The sequence below is a fragment of the Nostocoides vanveenii genome (assembly GCF_039531165.1).
GTDB lineage: Bacteria > Actinomycetota > Actinomycetes > Actinomycetales > Dermatophilaceae > Nostocoides_A > Nostocoides_A vanveenii.
Map to the genome: position 1 here is coordinate 44,065 of NZ_BAAAPN010000058.1, position 18,087 is coordinate 62,151.

The window sequence follows — 18,087 nt, forward strand, 5'->3', positions numbered from 1 at the left end:
ACGCAGAGCGTGGGACCCAGCTCTGATACCTCGCGCGACAACCAGGCACGGACGGCACAACGCTGGCATTCTCGGCGTTCGGCGGCCGAGCGCGCAGATTTCGCCCCTACTCGTCGGAGTCGTTAGCGGGCGGTGGGGGACAGGCCGAGGGAGCGGCCGGCCAGTCCGCGCGAGCGCGTGCCGAGTCCCTTGGCGATCGCGCGCAGGGCAGTGGCCGCGGGCGAAGTGGGGTTGCCCAGCACCACCGGGGTGCCCTCGTCGGCGCCCACCCGAAGCGTCGTATCCAGGGGGATCTGACCGAGCAGGGGCACATCGGCGCCGGTCAACCGGGTCAACGACTGGGACACCGCGGCCCCACCGCCGGACCCGAAGATCTCCTGCCGGCTGCCGTCGGGCAACTCCAGCCACGACATATTCTCGACCACCCCGACGATCCGTTGGCGGGTCTGCACGGCGATCGACCCGGCCCGCTCGGCGACCTCCGCTGCCGCGGTCTGGGGCGTCGTGACGACGAGGATTTCGGCGTTCGGGATCAGTTGGGCGACCGAGATCGCGACATCCCCGGTGCCCGGCGGCAAGTCGAGCAGCAGGATGTCCAGATCGCCCCAGAAGACGTCGGCGAGGAATTGGTTGAGCGCCCGGTGCAGCATCGGTCCGCGCCACACGACCGGCTGGTTGCCCGGCACGAACATCCCGATCGAGATCACCTTCACCTCGTGGGCGATCGGCGGCAGGATCATGTCGTCGACCTGGGTCGGCGTCCCCGTGACCCCGAGCATGCGAGGGATGGAGAAGCCGTAGATGTCGGCGTCGACCACGCCGACCTTCAGACCCTGCTGAGCGAGCGCGGCCGCCAGATTTGCCGTCACGGAGGACTTGCCGACGCCGCCCTTGCCGGAAGCAATGGCATACACGCGGGTCAGGGTGCCGGGCTTGGCGAAGGGGATCTCCTTCTCGGGGGCACCGCCGCGCAGGGTCGAGCGCAAGGTTGCGCGCTGTTCGTCCGACATCACGCCGAGGTCGACACGCACGCTGCTCACCCCGGGCACCTTCATCAGCGCGGCGGTCGAATCTTTGGTCAGGGTGTCCTTGAGCGGGCAGGCCGCGACGGTCAGCAGGATGCGCAGAAAAACCGCGCCGTCGTCATCGATGCGGACCTCCTCGACCATCCCGAGATCGGTGATCGGCTTGCGGATCTCCGGATCATCGACGGTGGCCAGGGCGGCATGCAGGGCGGCAAGGCTGGGCTGTTCGGGCACCCGGCCAGACTACGTGTCAGCCGGCATCGGGCTTGCATTCGCTGCGCCGCCTCCGGGCGCGATCTGTCCCACACATCGCCTCGGCCGTCCTGGGCCGACGGGCTTACCGTATGCCGTGCGGCTACACCGCTTGTCGTCACACCTCGAGCGGGCGGCAGGCCGAGTTGCCGGGCTTGTCGTGTGCCCCGCGCGGCTATGGGGCGCCTGGCGCCTGACCGTGCGGGCCAGCGCCGCGCGCGGCATCGCTCTGGAGTGCCGCGGTCTGCGCGCGGAGCCGCTCGGCGCGGGCCTTCGCCTTCGCCTTGGCCTTCGCGCGCTCCTTGCGCTTGGCCTTGCGCTCGGCGCGCTTCTTGACCGAGTCCTCGCGGCCTTCCAGCTCTTCCAGCAACATCCGCAGCTCACTTCGGACGAAGTCACGAGTTGCGCTGTCCCGCAAGGCAATCCGCAGTGCCGCAACCTCGCGGGTGAGAAATTCGGTGTCGGCGAGATTGCGCTCGTCGCGGGCTCGGTCCTGTTCCAGGGCCACCCGGTCCCGGTCCGCCTGGCGATTCTGGGCGAGCAGGATCAGGGGCGCGGCATACGACGCCTGCAGGCTGAGCATCAAGGTCAAGAAGATGAAGGGGTATTTGTCGAACTGCCAGGGCTTGGTGGTGAAAGCGAGATTCCAGCCCACCCACACCACGACGAAGATCGACATGCCGATCAGGAAGTAGGAGGTCCCCATGAAGCGGGCGAACTTCTCGGCGAAAGCCCCGAAGAACTCCTCATTGGCGAAGGACGGCGCGCTCCAGCGGCGGCCCTGCTCTTGCGGCTGATCGAGCCGGATCCGGCGCTCAGCCATGAGTCACCCCGTGCCGCTCCTCGCGCCAGTCGTCGGGAAGGATGTGATCGAGCACGTCGTCGACGGTGACCGCGCCCAGCAGGTGGCCCGCCTCGTCGACGACGGGCAGGCTGACCATGTTGTAGATCGCCAGTTGACGCGTGACCCCGGCCAGCGGGTCGTTCGGCGAGAGCGGTTCGAGGTCTTTGTCGATGATCGAGCCGATGCTCGCGTGCGGGGGCTCGCGCAGGAGCCGCTGGATGTGCACCATGCCGAGGTACTTGCCGGTCGGGGTCTCGAGCGGCGCCCGGCAGACGAAGACCACGGTGGCGACCGCCGTCGGCAACTCCTCCTGGCGGACCAGGGCGAGCGCCTCGGCGATGCTCGCCTCCGGCCCGAGGATGATCGGGTCGGTGGTCATCAGGCCACCGGCGGTGTTCTCGTCATAGGCGAGCAACCGCCGCAGATCGGCGGCCTCGTCCGGCTCCATCAACTGCAGCAACTGCTCCTGCTGCTCCTCGGGGAGTTCGGCGAGCAGGTCGGCGGCGTCGTCGGGCTCCATCGCCTCGAGGATGTCGGCCGCGCGGTCGGTCTCCAGGCTGGCGAGGATCTGGATCTGGTCGTCCTCGGGCAACTCCTCGATGACGTCGGCCAGCCGCTCGTCATCGAGGGCGGCGGCGACCTCGGCCCGGCGCTTGGGCGATAGGTCGTGGATGACCTCGGCCAGATCCGCGGGCTTGAGATCCTCGTAGGTCTCCAGAAGCAGCGCTGCCGACTGCTCTCCGCCGGCCATATGCAGGCCGGTGACGTCCTCGACGGAGGCGACAAAGGTCGTGCTCCGGCGCCGGCCCAGGCGGGCCAGCCCAGCCTGCGGCCGGCCCTCGCGGCAGAAGACCTTGGTGATCGACCAGTCGCGGGTGCGATCTCGCTCGATGCCGATGTCCTCGACGGTCGCCTCGACCACGCCGGACGGGGTGCGCACCTGGATGAGTCGCTCGAAGAGCTCGGCGAGCACGAGCGTCTCGTTCTGGCGCTGCTCGAAACGGCGCATGTTCACCAGCCCGGTGGTGATCACCTGCCCGCCCTCGACGGAGGTCACCCGGGTCATCGGGAGAAAGACGCGCCGCTTGCGAGCCACTTCGACGACCAGGCCGATCACCCGGGGCCGGCGATTCTGAGAGAAGGTGACGACCACATCGCGCACCGTGCCCACTCGGTCGCCCAGCGGGTCGAAGACCGCGAGCCCCGCCAGGCGGGCGACGAAGACGCGGGAAGGGGCACTCACGCGTCCAGGCTACCCACCAGGCATACGGCAATGCCGCAGGCAAGGGTGAGCGCCGCGCGCTGACGCGGCACGCGCGTCAGCGGCCGCCGAGGTGACGAGGTCGCAGCCCGGAGGTCGTCGCGCGGCCGGGAGCGAATCGGGTGGCTCCCGACGTGGCGGGATAGGCGCCGGGGCGGTCGGTCGGGGCGCCATACGGGTGCAGGACATAGATGGTGCCCTCGGTGCGCCAGCGCTCGATCTGGTCGTCGGTGGCGTTGAGGCGTTCAGCGGCGAGCGCCGCAGCGGCCGTCTCCCACATCGGCTCGGACGGGTCGAGGATGAGCGTCACGCATGAGATCGTGAGCAGCCGGGAGCCGGTGTCCTTGCTCCGGATGACGACATCCACCGACTCCGGGAGGGGAGCGATGGTCTGCTCGCCCGGGCCGGTGACGACCAGGATGGCGTCGCGGTCATAGGCGTGCCAGACCAGTTGGGTGCGATCCGGGGTGCGCAACCAGATCACGTCGCTCTTGGCCAAGCCGTCGGCGAGCAGCTTGCTCAGATTGAGTGGGGGTGGCTCGGTCGCGGCGGGCGCCGATGGCGCTGCGGATGCGGGCTCGGTCACATCGCCACTGTCCCATATGGGTTCTCGTGGGGCGCGCTGCTAGCGTCCAAAACATGCGCAGCGCCAAGGACTTCTTCGCCCCGCTCGCGGTCGGGGCCCCCCTGCCCGTCCGCGAGGTTCCCGCCCGGCCCAGCCGGATGATCCACTTCTTCGATCCGAGCAACGAGAAGATGGCGGCCAAGATCCCGGCCCTGGTGGGGACGGTCGATGTCCTCCTCGGCAATCTCGAGGACGCCGTCAAGGCGGACAACAAGGAGGCGGCGAGGGCGGGTCTGGTGGCGATCGCCAAGGCCACCGACTTTGGCGATGCGACGCAGTTGTGGACCCGCGTCAACAGCCTGGACAGCCCCTGGGTGCTCGACGATGTCGTCACGCTCGTGACCGAGATCGGCGACAAGCTCGACGTCATCATGGTCCCAAAGGTCCAGGGCCCCGAGGACATCCACTATGTCGACCGACTGCTCGCGCAGCTCGAGGCGCGCGCCGGGTTGACCCGGCCGATCCTCGTGCACGCCATCCTCGAGACCGCGCGCGGCGTGGCGAATGTCGAGCAGATCGCCGCCGCCTCGCCGCGTATGCAGGGCATCTCGCTCGGGCCGGCCGACCTCGCCGCGGACCGGCGGATGAAGACGACGCGCGTGGGTGGCGGACATCCCGGCTATCTCGTGCGACAGGACCCGCCGGTCGGCGTCGAGGATGCCATCAACGCCGATCGTGTTGTCTACCAACAGGATCTGTGGCACTACACCATTGCCCGTATGGTCGATGCCTGCGCCTTGAACGGCATCTTCCCCTACTACGGACCCTTCGGTGACATCAAGGATGTCGTCGCCTGCGAGGACCAGTTCCGCAATGCCTTCCTGCTGGGGTGCGTCGGTGCGTGGTCGCTGCACCCGGTCCAGATCGCCATTGCCAAGAAGGTGTTCTCGCCGAGCGCCGCGGATGTCGCCCACGCTCGCCGCGTCAAGGCGGCGATGGGCGACGGCACGGGGGCGGTGATGCTCGACGGCAAGATGGAGGATGACGCGTCGCTCAAGCAGTGCCTGGTGATCCTCGCGCTGGCGGAGCAGTTGTCGGCCGGCGATCCCGAGTTGGCGGCGCTCTACGCGCCGGCTGTGCAGGGGGAGGCGCAATGAGCTCTCCGGCCTACCGTCCGCGGCGTTCCGTCCTCTACATGCCCAGCTCGAACGAGCGGGCTTTGGCGAAGGCCAAGACCCTGCCCGTCGATGCGTTGATCCTCGACCTGGAGGACGCCGTCGGCCCGGACCACAAGGAGGTGGCGCGCGAGAATGCTTGTGCCGCAGCGAAGTCCGGTGACTATGGGGGCCGGGAGATCACCATACGGGTCAATGGCATCGGCACGGCGTGGCACGAGGCGGACCTGAAGGCGGCGTGCCACGCGGGTCCGGACGCCATCGTCGTGCCCAAGGTGAACACCGCCAAGGAGGTCGCATCGCTCGTCACGGCGATGAAGCATTTCCGGGCGCCGAAGCGCACCAAGCTCTGGGCGATGATCGAGACGCCCGAGGCGATCGTCAACGTGCGGAAGATCGCCCGCGCGTCCGATCGGCTGACGTGCTTCGTCATGGGGACCAATGACCTGGTCAAGGAGCTGCAGGCCCAGATTGTGCCGGGGCGCGCGCCGCTCCTGATGTCGCTGTCGATGGCGCTCCTCTCTGCCCGGCGCGCCGGAATCGCCTGTCTCGACGGGGTTTTCAACGACGTCGGTGATGCCGAGGGCTTCGCCGCCGAGTGCCTGCAAGGTCGGCACATGGGCTTCGACGGCAAGACCTTGATCCACCCCGGCCAGGTCGAGGTGTGCAACGCCACCTTTGCGCCGAGTGCGGCAGAGGTGGCCGACGCGCAGGGGATCATCGAGGCCTGGACCGCCGGCGCAGGCACCGGAGTCGTCACCTACCACGGCAAAATGATCGAGAACCTCCACGTCGACATCGCCCGCCGCGTCCTGGCCACGCACGAGGCGATCACCGCGGCCGGCTAGGTCCGCCGGCGCCGGCCGCGGGCGATGACCGGGCCCGCGCATCCGTGCCGAGGATCAGGACTTGTGCCGCCGGGCCTCGGTGGCTAAGTTTGTAGCAATACAAACTGAGACAAAGGGGTCAGGCCATGGCCGTGCACATGTTCGCCGGGGCCGTCGAGGTGCACTTCGGTGAGGTCACCGGGCGGCTGGTAATCCTGCTCTTCTTCGGTGTTGCGCTCATCGGCGTTAGCTGGGCCGTCCGCGTCCAACTCGTCGCCAAGGAACGACGGCGCCTGCTGCGGATGGCCGCCCTTCCGGACGCCGGTGCGGACGAGGCACTGCTGATGCGCCGTCTCGGTCAGCGACAGGGCGGCCGGGTCATCGGCATTGCTGTGGTGTATCTGGTGCTCGGCGCCCTCCTGGCCTGGTCGGGAGAGGGGCTGCCCTGGCTGGCCCTGTGTATCCCCTTCGGGGCGGCACTCGGGACGGGCATCGGGCAGTTGCAGCCGATCGGTGCCGTCGGCCGGGCTCGGGTTGCCCAGCTGCGCCGTCGGGAGCTGGCGGACTATGTGCTGCCGCTGGAGCGCCGATTGCTCGCTGCCGCACTTCTCTGCCCCGCGGTCGCCGTCATTCTCCTGGTCGCGGCTCTGCGAGCCGGGTCGCCGAGGCGATCGAGCGCGTGGATCGGATTCGCTCTGATCGGGTGCGTCGCCCTGGCTGCGAGCGTGATCCACGCGGCATTAGGCCGAGTCCTCGATGGCGCTGTCGAGATGAGTAGCGCGGCAGGCCTGGCGTGGGAGGAGATTGTCCGCGCCCAGACGCTGCGGGACCTCGTCGGCTCCGGGGGCATGCTCGCCGCGGCCGGATCCGCGGCAGTCGTGTGGTGGGCAAGTGCCCAGCCGGGGTGGCCCGCGTGGCTTGGCACCGCGGCATACGTCCTGGCGGTGGCTGCGTTCCTCGTTCTCGGCGTGCTATGGGTGCTGGCTCTGCGCGACGACAACCACTTCAGGTGGGCGCGCGCGCACGCGTTGGCCGGTGTCACGACGTGATGCTCTCAGTGGCGCCGGAGTCGGCTACTCCGGCCTACGAGCAGATCGTCACCCAGGTCATCGGCGCGATCCGTGAGGGCGCGCTGGCCGCCGGGGCTCGGCTGCCAACGGTGCGTCAACTCGCCGGCGACCTGGGGTTGGCGACCAACACCGTCGCTCGCGCGTACCGCGAACTGGAGGCGCGCGGGTTCGTGGTGACCAACGGCCGCAAGGGGACGGTTGTCTCGGCCCCGCCCGCGGAGCCGTTGACCGACGAGATCGACGCCGCGGCAACGCTTTTCGTCAAGTCTGCCCAACGCTCGGGGCTGGATCTCGCCGCCGCCCTCGGGGTCATCCGCTCGGCCTGGTGAGAGAGCCCCTGCTGCCCGGCCGGACCGACGGGGTCATCCAAATGGTGGACAGACACCGAGCGAGCCGTTCAGTAGCATCGGCGCCGGTCGGTGAACTCGCTTGGGGGAGATGCAAATGACTCGACGTGCCAATCTCGTCGCTGGTGCGCTCATTGTTTGTTCGGCGTTCGGAGGGACCTCGTCATCCCAGGCGGTCCTCGGCTTCGAGGCCCAGGCGTCACCGCTGCATACGCTCAGCGTCAGCGGAAGCGGGCTGGGCATGTACCCCGAGTTCGCGCCGGGAGTCGACCGGTACGGACTGACGACGACCACCGCCTCGGACGGAACGGTCACCGTGTCCGCGACGACCGACGACCCGGCGGGTCGCGTGTGGGTCAACGGCAGGCCGGCCGCCGGGGGCACAGCTACCCTGACCGGTCTCGTGGCCGGCGACGAGATCAGTGTGATGATCGAGGACTCCGCTGGGCTGGAACGGCATTCCCTCTACTACCTGCCCGCCGAGTTTCCCGCCTTCGACGCAGTCGTCAATTCTTCGGCGGTCGCGCCGGGCAAGGTTTTCATCGCCCCGACGAAGTGGTTTGCCGGCGACAAGTACTTCCTCGCGATCGTCGACCGGCTCGGAGTGCCGGCCTGGGCGAGCGGCTATCCCACCGGGACCAACGACTTCCGCCGTCAACCCAACGGCAACTACACCGTCGCCCAGCCCACGACGACCCCGGGGCGCAGCGGAAACCACATCGTGGAGTTCGACCAGAGCTTCCGCCAGGTGGCCACGCACGAGACCGTCGGGCTCGTCGACACGGACTTGCACGACTCGATCCTCCTGCCCGACGGCCACACCGTCCTGCTGGCCTACGAGCCCAACGCCGCCACCGGCAAGACCGACTCCGTCATCCAGGAGCAAGATGGCGACGGCAGGGTTGTCTTCGAATGGACGAGCAGCTCGCTGGCGGCGCAGACCGTCCGGCTCAACACCTATGCGGACTACGCCCATGTCAACTCGGTCGTCGTCTCCCACGACGGGCGCGACTTCATCGCCAGTTTCCGCCACCTCAGCTCGGTGTTGCGCATCGCGCGCGTGGCCCACGACGGATTCCAGCCCGGCGACATCGTCTGGAAGCTCGGTGGGCGCGAAAGCGACTTCACCTTTGTCGACGACCCCTACCCCGGTGGTCCGTGCGCACAGCACACGGCCAGCGAGCTGCCGAACGGCCACATTCTGCTCTACGACAACGGATCCGACGCCTTCTCCACACCGATGTGCATCAACCCGGCGGACCCTTCGGGCCCACCCATCACCCGTCCCAGTACGCGGGTGAGTGAGTATGCCCTGGACCCGGTGGCGCGCACGGCCACTCTGGTCTGGTCCTACGATCCCGCACGCTACGGCTGGTTCGCCGGGTCCGCGCAGCGACTGCCGAATGGCAACACGGTGCTCGGTTGGGCGACGGGGGCGCAAGCGATCGCCGACGAGGTCTCGCCGACAGGTCAGGTGGTCTGGCGCCTGACTGACCGAAACGCCACATCACCGAACTACACCTATCGGGCGATGGTCTTCGACGCGCCGGACGTCATCGCGCCCGAGGTCACCGTCGCATCGCCGGCGCCCGGCGTGGCGGTTCCTTTCCTATCCTCGGCCACCCTCGACTTCAGCTGCACCGACAAGGGCGGCTCCTCTCTGGGGACCTGTGGTGCAGAAGGGCAGTGGGGCAGGCTGTTGGACACGGCGTGGCCCGGGCTGCGCTCCGTCGCCATCCCGGCTACCGACGGCGCCGGCAATATCACGACCACGACAGTGACGTATGCCGTTTCCCCACCCGCGCACCTGGCCGACCTCGCGATCCGGCCCAGTTCGACCGGGGTGTTCACCGGGGCCGGAACCGCGCAGCCGCCACAGGCGATCACCCAGCGGCTGGCGAAGGTCGGGGCGAGCGCCACGGCATACGTTCGCGTCTACAACCGTGGCGCGACAAGGGAGCCGCTGATGGTCAAGGGGACCAAGGGGACCGCGGCCGTGCGCGTTCGCTACTTCGCCGGGACCACCGACATCACGAGCGCGGTCGTCTCGGGGGCCTACAAGACAAGATCGTTGGCGACGGATGGGTCGGCCCTGCTGCGCATCGTCGCGTCGCGGCTGGCCCCGGCGGTCAGGGGGTCGGCTCTGGTCGTGTCCGTCACCGGAACGGCCGGCGGTGCGGCCGACACGGTCAGCGACAAGGTCACCATCGGCTGAATCAGGTGAGCGCGGCGAGCCAGTCGAGTTGCGCGCTCGCGTGCGAGCGCCAGTAGTCGAGCCTGTGGGCGCCCTTGTCGAAGGTGGCCTTGGCGGTGGGCAGTTTGGCGGCGAAGGCCCGATTGGCGGCGATGAACGGATCGCTCGTGCCGCAGTCGAGGCGCACGGGCATACGGGAAAGCACGTCGGTGCGAGCGAAGACGTCGTGGGCGAGGAAGTCCTCGCGATCGTCGAATGCAGCCTGGGCGCTCGTCCCCGGGTCGATCCACAGCGCCGCGCTCTCGGCGACCACGCCGAAAACGCGGTCGGGGCCGAGGTCGGAGCCGAGCAGGAGGCTGCCGTAGCCGCCCATCGACAGGCCGAGGAAGGCCACCTTCGTCTTGGGATCGACCCCGGTGGTGCGTTGCGCGAGCGGGATGAAGTCGTGGATCACCAGTGCGCCGGTATCCATGCCGGCCCGGCGCTTGTGCCAGTAAGCCTTCCCGCCGCTGACCGCCGCGATCGCCAGCCCGGTCCGCTCGACGTGGTCGGCGAGCCCGAGCCCGTCCATCATTGTCGGGCCGTCCATGCCAAAGCCGTGCAGCGCGACAACGAGCGCTTTCGGTGTCGCCGACGGTCGCGCGATGCGCCAGGAGGCCTTGACCCCGGGCCAGTAGGCCGAGGTCAGCTCGCCGTCGGTGGTTGCCGGCGGGCTCGTGTGCGTGGTGGTCGTGCCGCGGCAGCCGGTCAGGGCGGCGGCGCCCGTCAAGCCAGCGAGGATGGTCCGGCGGTTTGGCGTGTGCCGGGTCGGGCGCTCTGGTCTGGGCACCGGCCGAGCGTATCCCGGGCCCATCGGAGTGGCGCGTCCCTCAGGTCGCGGCCCTCAAGGCCGTGCCCACCGCAGCGCCCTGGGCGCAGCCGGCCGTGGCCCGGAGGCCTCACCAGCGAGAGGTCGCGGCGGCCACGGCATCCCCGAAGACGTGCTCGAGGTCGAGGTCGGCGCCCTTGCGCGTGAACCAGCCGAAGAGGTTCTCCACGTCTCGCCGTAGGTAGTCGAAACCCTGCGGATTGGCGATGATGTCGACGATCTGCGGCCAGTCGATGACGACCAGCCGCCCGTCGTGGAGCAGGACGTTGTAGGCCGACAGATCGCCGTGCGCGTAGCCCATCGCGGCCAGCGCGACGACGATGTCACGGGCCTGTTCGGCGAGATCCGCGACCTCGCCCGGCCGGGGACGGGTCGAGGCCAGGCGGGGAGCGGCGACGCCATCGGTGCCGATGAACTCCATGAGCATCTCGCCGCTGGTCAGTTGCACGGGATACGGGACGGGCAGGCCGTGCGACCAGAGCATGGCCAGGGCCTGGAACTCGGCACCCGCCCACTGCCGGGCAATCACAACGCGCCCGTAGCGGGTCCGCCCCACCAGGGCGCGCATCTCGCGGCTCTCGGCGACCCGCCGGCCTTCGAGATAGCCGGCGTCGCGGTGGAAGAGCCGGTGGTGAGAGGTGCGAAAGCGTTTGGCGGCCAAGAGGTTTTCTCGCGTGGCGACTGGGGCGGGATGAGCCCCGGCGTCAGCCTCGGGATCCGAAGGCAGCCAGCGCCGGATCAGGTGGACGTCCGCCTCCTTGCCGGATTTGAGGATGCCGAGATCCGCCTCGACGGCGGCCAGGTCGGTGATCACCCATGCGGGCTGCGGCGACGGGCCGTGGGTAGCGCCGTCATAACTCGACCAGCGCTCGCCCTCGGGCGGGTCGTCAGGACGGACGTCGAAGGTGAAGTGGAAGGGGTCCGGTGTGGACATCGGGGATCTCCGAAAGAGTGAAGGGGGAGTGGTCGGGCGCGCAGCGCTCCAGCTCGGCCATGGCGTCCTCCTTCGTTCGATGTCCGTATGCCAGCGCCCCACCCTCGCGTCCACCCCACCTCCTCCGCAACCGGTTTTCAGCGGGGCCGACTGGCCCTACCCCGGGTAGGTGTGTCAAACCGGGCGCTATGCCGCCCGCTTTGCCACACCTACCCGCCGGTCACTTCGGTGATCCACAGGGTCGAGCGTCCGAAAGGCGCTGTCCCCAGGGTTTTCGGTGACCCGTTGGCGGGAGGGAGTTGCCCCGCGACCATGTCGGCATGGACCTTGGGGCGAGCGTGACGACGCGGCAGCAGTACGTGGCCAGGCGCGCGTTCGCGGTTGGTGACGCAGCCGAGAGCCAAGGTGGGGTGGTGCACCGAGATCAACTGCGGGGCATGGACGTGGGGCGCAATGTCATTCGCAACGAAGTCGCAGCGAGGCGGTGGACAGTGGTCGGGCGCAAGTCGATCCAGATCGGCTCGGGGCCCCTGACGCCCGTGGCGAGGCTCTGGGTGGCGGTGTGGGAATGCGCGACCGGGGCCGTGCTGGATGGCGCCAGTTCTCTCCTGGCCAGCGGTCTGACCGGGTTCGAGCCGTCCGTGATCGACCTGTCTGTGCCGGGCCAGGAGCGCTATCGCGTGAATGAGGGCACACGGGTCACCGTGCGACGTCAACTCGCGCGGGCCACGAGAGCAGGCCTGCCGCGCTCGACCATCGAGGTGGCCATGATCAGGGCAGCGCAGCTGGCGGCGAGCGACCGGCAGGCTGCTCTGCTCATCTGCCTGCCCGTCCAACAGCGACTCACGGCCTCATCGCGCCTGCTCGCCGCGTGGTCAGGAGTCCGTCGCTCGCCGCGGCGAGCGCATATCGATTTGGTCATCAAGGATGTCTGCGATGGTGCCCACTCTCTCGGGGAACTCGACTTCGGCCGCTTCTCCCGGGCCGTTGGCCTTCCTCAGCCCGCCCGACAGGCAGTGCGGCGTGGACCAAGCGGCCGCATCTACCTCGACGTTCGCTTCCACAACGGGCTCGTCGTGGAGGTCGACGGAGCGCACCACCTGGTGGGATTCAACCCGGTCGACGACGCGCTGCGCGCCAATGCCGTGACCCTGGACGCTCAACTGGTGCTGCGGATCCCCGTGCTCGGCCTTCGACTCGAACCGGCAGCGTTCATGACGCAGGTGGTGCACGCGCACCGGCTCCTTCAGGCACGGGCTACTGCCTGGTAGGTGCGGCAAACCGGGCGCTAGGCCGCCCGCTTTGCCTCACCTACCACTCAGTAACGCTATGAGGGCACCTCGGCGCGCGCGGCCGGCGCCGTGAGGGCGCGCTCCTCGGCCCGCATCAACCAAGCCCGGCCCAGGAGAGCGACCACGACCGCGATGCCCGCGGCCGCGACGGGCACGATGAAGGCGGCGTGCGCGCCATACGACTCGACCCACCGGCCACCGATCGCCGAGCCCAGCCCGACACCGATAAGCAGGCCAGTGACCACGATGGTCATCCCCTCATTGAGCTGGGCGGCAGGAACGAGCCGCTGGCACAACACCATCGCCGTGATCAACGTCGGCGCCACCGCCAGGCCGGCCACGAAGCCGTTGATGCCCAGTACCCACAGATTCGGCACGACCAGCAAGGGCGCGAAGCCGGCGAACATCGACCCGGTGAACCACAGCACCCGGTTGGCCGCGCGCTCGCCGGGGTCGACCAGGCCGTAGAGCAGACCGCCGATCAGCGAGCCGGCCGCGAAGAGCCCGATCAAGAAGCCGCCCCAGGCGCGCGCACCCTGCTCGTCGGCATACGCCAAGATGACGACGTCACCGGAACCGAAGACCGCGCCGGTGAGGATCATTGTGATCCCGAGCTGCACGATCCCGGGGACGCGGAAGGCGCTGCCCCGGCTGACGTCGTCGGTGAGGTGCACCGGCGGTTCGCTCTCGGTGTGCGCCATCAGACCGACGAAGCCGGCAGCGAAGAGCACCGTCGCCACGAGCAGACCGGCCTCGGGAAAGACCCAGGTCGCCAGGCCGGCACCCAGCGCCGGTCCCAGGACGAAGTTCGACTCCTCGCTGACCTGTTCGAAGGAGTTGGCAATGTGCAGCCGCGCCGAGTCGCCCTCCAAGACGTGCGCCCAGCGGGACCGGACCAAGGTCCCAACCGCCGGCGCGAACGCCTGCCCCGTGTTGGTCAGAAGCAGCGCCCACGTGGGTGCCCCGAGATAGGTCTCGGCGGCCAGAGCCAGCAGGCAGGCGATGGCGAACAGCCCGGCCGGCAAGGCGATGCGGCGCTGCCCATGGCGATCGACGAACCGGGCCAGTACCGGACCGCCCACGGCCATCGACCCGAGCCCGACGAGCGAGACCAGCCCCGCGGTCGCATACGAATCCCGGCGGCTGGCGATCATCACGACGATCGCGACGCCGAACATCGCCATCCCCAGCCGCGCGACATAGGTGGTGGCGATGAAGCGCTTGGCTCGGGGCATCGCGAACAGCACGCGGTAGGGGGAGAGGAATCGGCGCACGAGACACCATGGTCCCAAGCCGCGGCCGGGCTCGGCAAATCGATTCGACTACACCCGGACCGGTATGCGTGCGTAGCCTCACACCCGCGACGCATACGCGCGCGTGCTGGGCCTCGGCATACTGGCAGGACACCCCAAACCCGACGCAAGGTGGCGATTCGAGCGTGTCCCGACTGCAGAGCACCGACAACCTGACCGAGGAGCAGCGGGAACTGCTCAAGCTGGTCAAGCAGTTCGTCGACGAGCAGATCATCCCCGTGGCGACCGACCTGGAGCACAAGGACGAGTACCCCACCGAGATCGTCGAGGGCATGAAGGAGATGGGGATCTTCGGGCTGATGATCCCCGAGGAGTACGGCGGGCTGGGCGAGTCGCTGCTGACCTATGCCCTGTGCGTGGAGGAGATCGCCCGCGGCTGGATGTCCGTTAGCGGCATCATCAACACCCACTTCATCGTCGCCTACCTGCTGATCCAGCACGGCACCGAGGAGCAGAAGCAGCATTATTTGCCCAAGATGGCGACGGGCGAGATTCGCGGCGCCTTCTCGATGTCCGAGCCCGGCCTCGGCTCCGACGTCGCCGCGATCAAGAGCAAGGCCGTGCGCCAGGGCGAGAGTGACGATTGGGTGCTCGACGGCCAGAAGATGTGGCTGACCAATGGCGGCTCCTCCACCCTCGTGGCCGTGCTCGTGCGGACCGATCTCGGCGAGTCCAGCAGCCCCTACAAGAACATGACGACCTTCCTGATCGACAAGACCGCCGGCTTCGGCGAGACCGCCCAGGGCGTGACCGTGCCCGGCAAGATCGACAAGATGGGCTACAAGGGCGTCGACACAACCGAGCTCGTCCTGACCGGCCACCGCACCACCTCCGCCCAGATCCTCGGCGGTGAGCCGGGCAAGGGCTTCTACCAGATGATGGACGGCGTCGAGGTCGGACGCGTCAATGTCGCCGCCCGGGCCTGCGGCGTCGCGATGCGCGCCTTCGAACTCGGCATCGCCTACAGCCAGCAGCGCGAGACCTTCGGCAAGAAGATCGCCGAACACCAGGGCATCCTCTTCCGGCTCGCCGACATGGCCACCAAGGTCGAAGCCAGCCACCAGATGATGGTCAAAGCCGCGCGCCTGAAGGACTCCGGTGCGCGCAATGACCTCGAGGCCGGCATGGCGAAATACCTCGCTGCCGAGAACTGCGCCGATGTCGTCGAGCAGTCCTTCCGCATCCACGGCGGCTACGGCTACTCCAAGGAATACGAGATCGAGCGGCTCTACCGCGAGGCCCCGATGCTCCTGATCGGCGAGGGCACGGCCGAGATCCAGAAGATGATCATCGGGCGCCGCCTGTTGGAGGACTACAAGCTCAAGGGCTGATTGCCGTATGCCGTTCGCCACCCTCCGGCGGCGCGCTCGCGGGGGGTCCGGGAACGGCATACGATTTCGGCTCGTGAGTTCTGCCGCGACCGACGCGTCGCCCGCCACACCGGCACCCGACACCACTGATCTCGATGAGCACCCCGGCCACGGGGCGATCGGCCCGTTGATCCTGGCGGCCCTCGGCGTCGTCTTCGGCGACATCGGGACCAGCCCGCTCTACGCCATGCAGACGGTCTTCACCATCGACGACGGGATGGTCGAGCCGAACTCGGCGAACGTCTACGGCGTGATCTCGATGGTCTTCTGGTCCATCACCTTGATCGTCTCGATCAAGCAGTTGATGTTCATCCTCAAGGCCGACAACGAGGGCGAGGGCGGTATCCTCTCGCTCGCGTATCTGACAAGGCGGTTCGTGCCGCAGGGCGGGCGGCGCTACGGGCTGGTGATGATCCTCGGCGTCATCGGGGCCTCGCTCTTTTTCGGCGACTCCCTGATCACCCCCGCGATCTCGGTGCTCTCGGCCGTCGAGGGTCTCAAGGTCGCCGCCCCGGGTCTCCAGGAGTACGTCCTGCCGATCGGGGTGACGATCATCGCGCTGCTCTTCGCCGGCCAACGCTTCGGCACCGAGAAGGTCGGCCGGCTCTTCGGCCCGGTGATGGTCGTGTGGTTCCTCGCGCTCGGGGCGCTCGGCATCCCGCACATCATCGCCGACCCGAGCGTCCTGGGCGCGCTCTCGCCGCATCACGCCGTGGGCTTCGCCTTCCGGCACCCGTTCATCGCCTTCATCGCCATGGGCGCGGTCGTGTTGTCGGTCACCGGCGCCGAGGCGCTGTATGCCGACATGGGGCACTTCGGGCGGGGCCCGATCCTGCGCGCGTGGTTCTGGCTGGTCTTCCCGTGCCTGACCTTGAACTACCTGGGGCAGGCGCAGCAGGTGCTGCACCACCCCGAGACGGCCGTCTCACCCTTTTTCCACCTCGCCCCAGACTGGATGTCGCTGCCCCTGGTCGTCCTCGCAACGGCCGCAACGATCATCGCCAGCCAAGCGGTGATCTCGGGGGCCTTCTCGGTGGCGCGGCAGGCGGAGCGGCTGGGCTATCTGCCCAGGCTGACGGTGCGGCATACGTCCCACAGCGAGAGCGGGCAGATCTATATCGCCTCGGTCAATTGGCTGCTCTTCGCCGGCGTGCTGCTGCTGATGCTGACCTTCCGGGCGTCCGAAAGGCTCGCCACGGCATACGGCGTCGCGGTCACTCTCGACCTGATGCTCACTACCGGGCTGTTCTGCGTGTATGCCGCAGCGCGCCACCGCTGGCGGCCGTGGCAGATCGCGGCGTTCGCGCTCTGTTTCGGCCTGCTCGAGGTCAACTTCTTCGCCGGCAATGCGGCCAAGGTCCTCCATGGTGGCTGGCTCCCGCTCCTCGTCGCGGCCACGATCAGCCTGGTGATGATGACCTGGCGGCGCGGCACCACCCTGGTCACGGCGCGGCGGGTGAAGCTGGAGGGGGAGTTGCTGCCCTTCCTCGACGTCATCCACGACTCGCAACTCGCGCACGTGCCCGGGACTGCCTTCTTCCTCCACCCGAGCGCCGAGACCACGCCGCTAGCGCTGCGGGAGAATGTGGCCTTCAACAAGGTCGCGCACGAGCGCACCGTGATCGTCTCCACCCGCGTCAAGAATGTCCCGCATGTGCCGGCGGCGGAGCGCATCACCATCGACGACCTCGGCGATCCCTACGACCACATCTCGCACGTGGCGATCGACTTCGGCTTCCAGGACGATCAGGACGTCCCGGCTGCTCTCGCCCAGGCCATCGACCAGGGCCTGGACGCCTCGCTCGACGACGCCGTGTATTTCGTCTCGAAGATCACCGTGCACCGCTCCGAACGGCCCGGGATGGCCGGCTGGCGCAAGCGGATCTTCGTCGGGCTCGCGCACAATGCGGCGACGCCGGTGGACTACTTCCGCCTGCCGATCGGGCAGACCGTCGTCATGGGTGCGCAAGTCCGGTTCTGAGCACCCCTCGTCCAGCGAACGTTCAGCAAAGCTTGAGACAATGGCCGTATGACCACGCAACCACTCGGTGCCCGGGGGCCCATCGGGCAGGCGGCCTTCAAGCTCGACTACCCCATGTCCCTCGGTGTGTACGACTCCTACCCCGAGGCCCAGAAGGCCGTCGACTACCTGTCCGACAACGGCTTCCCGGTCCAACATGTCCTGATCGTCGGCACCGACCTCAAGCAGGTCGAGCGCGTGACCGGGCGATTGACCCGGGGCCGCGTGGCGATGGGTGGCGCCCTGTCCGGTGCGTGGCTCGGTGCCTTCGTCGGGCTGGTGTTCAGCCTCTTCGAGGACGGCAATTCGTTCGCCCGGATCATCAGCACGGTGATCTTCGGTGCCATCTTCGGACTGGTCTGGGCGCTCGTCGGCTATTCCCTGACCCGCGGACAGCGTGATTTCACGTCGGTCAGTCAGGTCGTCGCCACTCGCTACGAAGTCCTGACCGAGCACAAGTTCGTCACCCAGGGGCGCGAGCTGCTCACCACGATGGACCCGATGAAGGCCGCGCAGGCGCAGGTCGCCGAGGCCCAAGCTCGCGCGTATGCCGAGGCGCAAGCGGCGCGTGACGCGGCGCCGGCCACGCCGCCTGCGGAGGGCCAGCACTAGCTCAGGGAGCCGAACCCCGTTACCTTCGTGATGGGTCCTCGACCTGAGGATCTCGGTCGCTGAGTCCGGCATGACTTACTGCCCCTGTCGTCGATGATCCGGGGGGTGTTGTCACCGG

16 protein-coding genes are annotated in these 18,087 nt (G+C 68.5%); 9 read left to right on the forward strand and 7 right to left on the reverse strand.

Annotation, left to right across the window (positions count from 1 at the left end):
• Positions 1 to 122: 122 nt before the first annotated feature.
• The 4 genes from ABD209_RS14620 to ABD209_RS14635 all read right to left on the reverse strand — a co-directional run bounded on the left by ABD209_RS14620 (position 123) and on the right by ABD209_RS14635 (position 3,968).
• Positions 123 to 1,259 (reverse strand): Mrp/NBP35 family ATP-binding protein, encoded by a 1,137-nt coding sequence (locus ABD209_RS14620; RefSeq protein WP_344067547.1) that lies wholly within the window; start codon positions 1,257 to 1,259, stop codon positions 123 to 125.
• 193 nt (positions 1,260 to 1,452) lie between these two features.
• Positions 1,453 to 2,100, reverse strand: coding sequence for a DUF1003 domain-containing protein (locus ABD209_RS14625; protein WP_344067548.1), 648 nt, complete (start codon positions 2,098 to 2,100; stop codon positions 1,453 to 1,455).
• Entirely contained in the window at positions 2,093 to 3,364 is a 1,272-nt protein-coding gene (locus tag ABD209_RS14630; protein WP_344067549.1) for a magnesium transporter MgtE N-terminal domain-containing protein, read from the reverse strand. The genes ABD209_RS14625 and ABD209_RS14630 overlap by 8 nt, the downstream gene beginning before the upstream one ends.
• A 76-nt stretch (positions 3,365 to 3,440) precedes the next feature.
• Positions 3,441 to 3,968 (reverse strand): hypothetical protein, encoded by a 528-nt coding sequence (locus tag ABD209_RS14635; RefSeq protein WP_344067550.1) that lies wholly within the window; start codon positions 3,966 to 3,968, stop codon positions 3,441 to 3,443.
• Between the two features lie 53 nt (positions 3,969 to 4,021).
• Here ABD209_RS14635 and ABD209_RS14640 point away from each other — a divergent pair, with 53 nt between their 5' ends.
• The 5 genes from ABD209_RS14640 to ABD209_RS14660 all read left to right on the forward strand — a co-directional run bounded on the left by ABD209_RS14640 (position 4,022) and on the right by ABD209_RS14660 (position 9,581).
• On the forward strand, positions 4,022 to 5,104 hold the full coding sequence (locus ABD209_RS14640; protein WP_344067551.1) for an HpcH/HpaI aldolase/citrate lyase family protein: 1,083 nt from the start codon (positions 4,022 to 4,024) through the stop codon (positions 5,102 to 5,104).
• Positions 5,101 to 5,970, forward strand: coding sequence for an HpcH/HpaI aldolase/citrate lyase family protein (locus ABD209_RS14645; protein WP_344067552.1), 870 nt, complete (start codon positions 5,101 to 5,103; stop codon positions 5,968 to 5,970). Before ABD209_RS14640 ends, ABD209_RS14645 begins: the two co-directional genes overlap by 4 nt.
• A gap of 125 nt (positions 5,971 to 6,095) precedes the next feature.
• Entirely contained in the window at positions 6,096 to 6,998 is a 903-nt protein-coding gene (locus ABD209_RS14650; protein ID WP_344067553.1) for a hypothetical protein, read from the forward strand.
• Positions 6,998 to 7,348: a GntR family transcriptional regulator gene (locus ABD209_RS14655; RefSeq protein ID WP_344067562.1), complete on the forward strand. Its 351-nt coding sequence runs from the start codon at positions 6,998 to 7,000 to the stop codon at positions 7,346 to 7,348. Before ABD209_RS14650 ends, ABD209_RS14655 begins: the two co-directional genes overlap by 1 nt.
• Positions 7,349 to 7,463: 115 nt before the next feature.
• Positions 7,464 to 9,581 (forward strand): aryl-sulfate sulfotransferase, encoded by a 2,118-nt coding sequence (locus ABD209_RS14660; protein WP_344067554.1) that lies wholly within the window; start codon positions 7,464 to 7,466, stop codon positions 9,579 to 9,581.
• Position 9,582: 1 nt separating this feature from the next.
• Here the strand turns inward: ABD209_RS14660 and ABD209_RS14665 are convergent, their stop codons facing one another.
• Both ABD209_RS14665 and ABD209_RS14670 read right to left on the reverse strand, forming a co-directional pair.
• The gene (locus tag ABD209_RS14665; protein WP_344067555.1) at positions 9,583 to 10,389 is read right to left on the reverse strand and encodes a serine aminopeptidase domain-containing protein; all 807 of its coding nucleotides are present in this window, start codon (positions 10,387 to 10,389) and stop codon (positions 9,583 to 9,585) included.
• Positions 10,390 to 10,498: 109 nt separating this feature from the next.
• Positions 10,499 to 11,362, reverse strand: a complete 864-nt coding sequence (locus tag ABD209_RS14670) for a serine protein kinase RIO (RefSeq protein ID WP_344067556.1) — start codon at positions 11,360 to 11,362, stop codon at positions 10,499 to 10,501.
• A 320-nt stretch (positions 11,363 to 11,682) separates the two neighbouring features.
• On the opposite strand from ABD209_RS14670, the gene ABD209_RS14675 reads away from it, so the two are divergent.
• Positions 11,683 to 12,633 carry a hypothetical protein gene (locus tag ABD209_RS14675; RefSeq protein ID WP_344067557.1) on the forward strand — a complete coding sequence of 317 codons (951 nt, stop codon included), beginning with the start codon at positions 11,683 to 11,685 and terminating at the stop codon, positions 12,631 to 12,633.
• A 56-nt stretch (positions 12,634 to 12,689) separates the two neighbouring features.
• Here the strand turns inward: ABD209_RS14675 and ABD209_RS14680 are convergent, their stop codons facing one another.
• A complete protein-coding gene (locus tag ABD209_RS14680) occupies positions 12,690 to 13,928 on the reverse strand; it encodes an MFS transporter (RefSeq protein ID WP_344067558.1) in 1,239 nt (412 codons plus the stop codon).
• A 164-nt stretch (positions 13,929 to 14,092) separates the two neighbouring features.
• On the opposite strand from ABD209_RS14680, the gene ABD209_RS14685 reads away from it, so the two are divergent.
• From ABD209_RS14685 to ABD209_RS14695, 3 genes are all read left to right on the forward strand, one after another.
• Entirely contained in the window at positions 14,093 to 15,298 is a 1,206-nt protein-coding gene (locus tag ABD209_RS14685) for an acyl-CoA dehydrogenase family protein (protein WP_344067559.1), read from the forward strand.
• Between the two features lie 73 nt (positions 15,299 to 15,371).
• Positions 15,372 to 17,318 carry a potassium transporter Kup gene (locus tag ABD209_RS14690; protein WP_344067560.1) on the forward strand — a complete coding sequence of 649 codons (1,947 nt, stop codon included), beginning with the start codon at positions 15,372 to 15,374 and terminating at the stop codon, positions 17,316 to 17,318.
• A gap of 48 nt (positions 17,319 to 17,366) precedes the next feature.
• A complete protein-coding gene (locus ABD209_RS14695; protein WP_344067561.1) occupies positions 17,367 to 17,969 on the forward strand; it encodes a YflT domain-containing protein in 603 nt (200 codons plus the stop codon).
• The last annotated feature ends 118 nt before the right edge of the window (positions 17,970 to 18,087 follow it).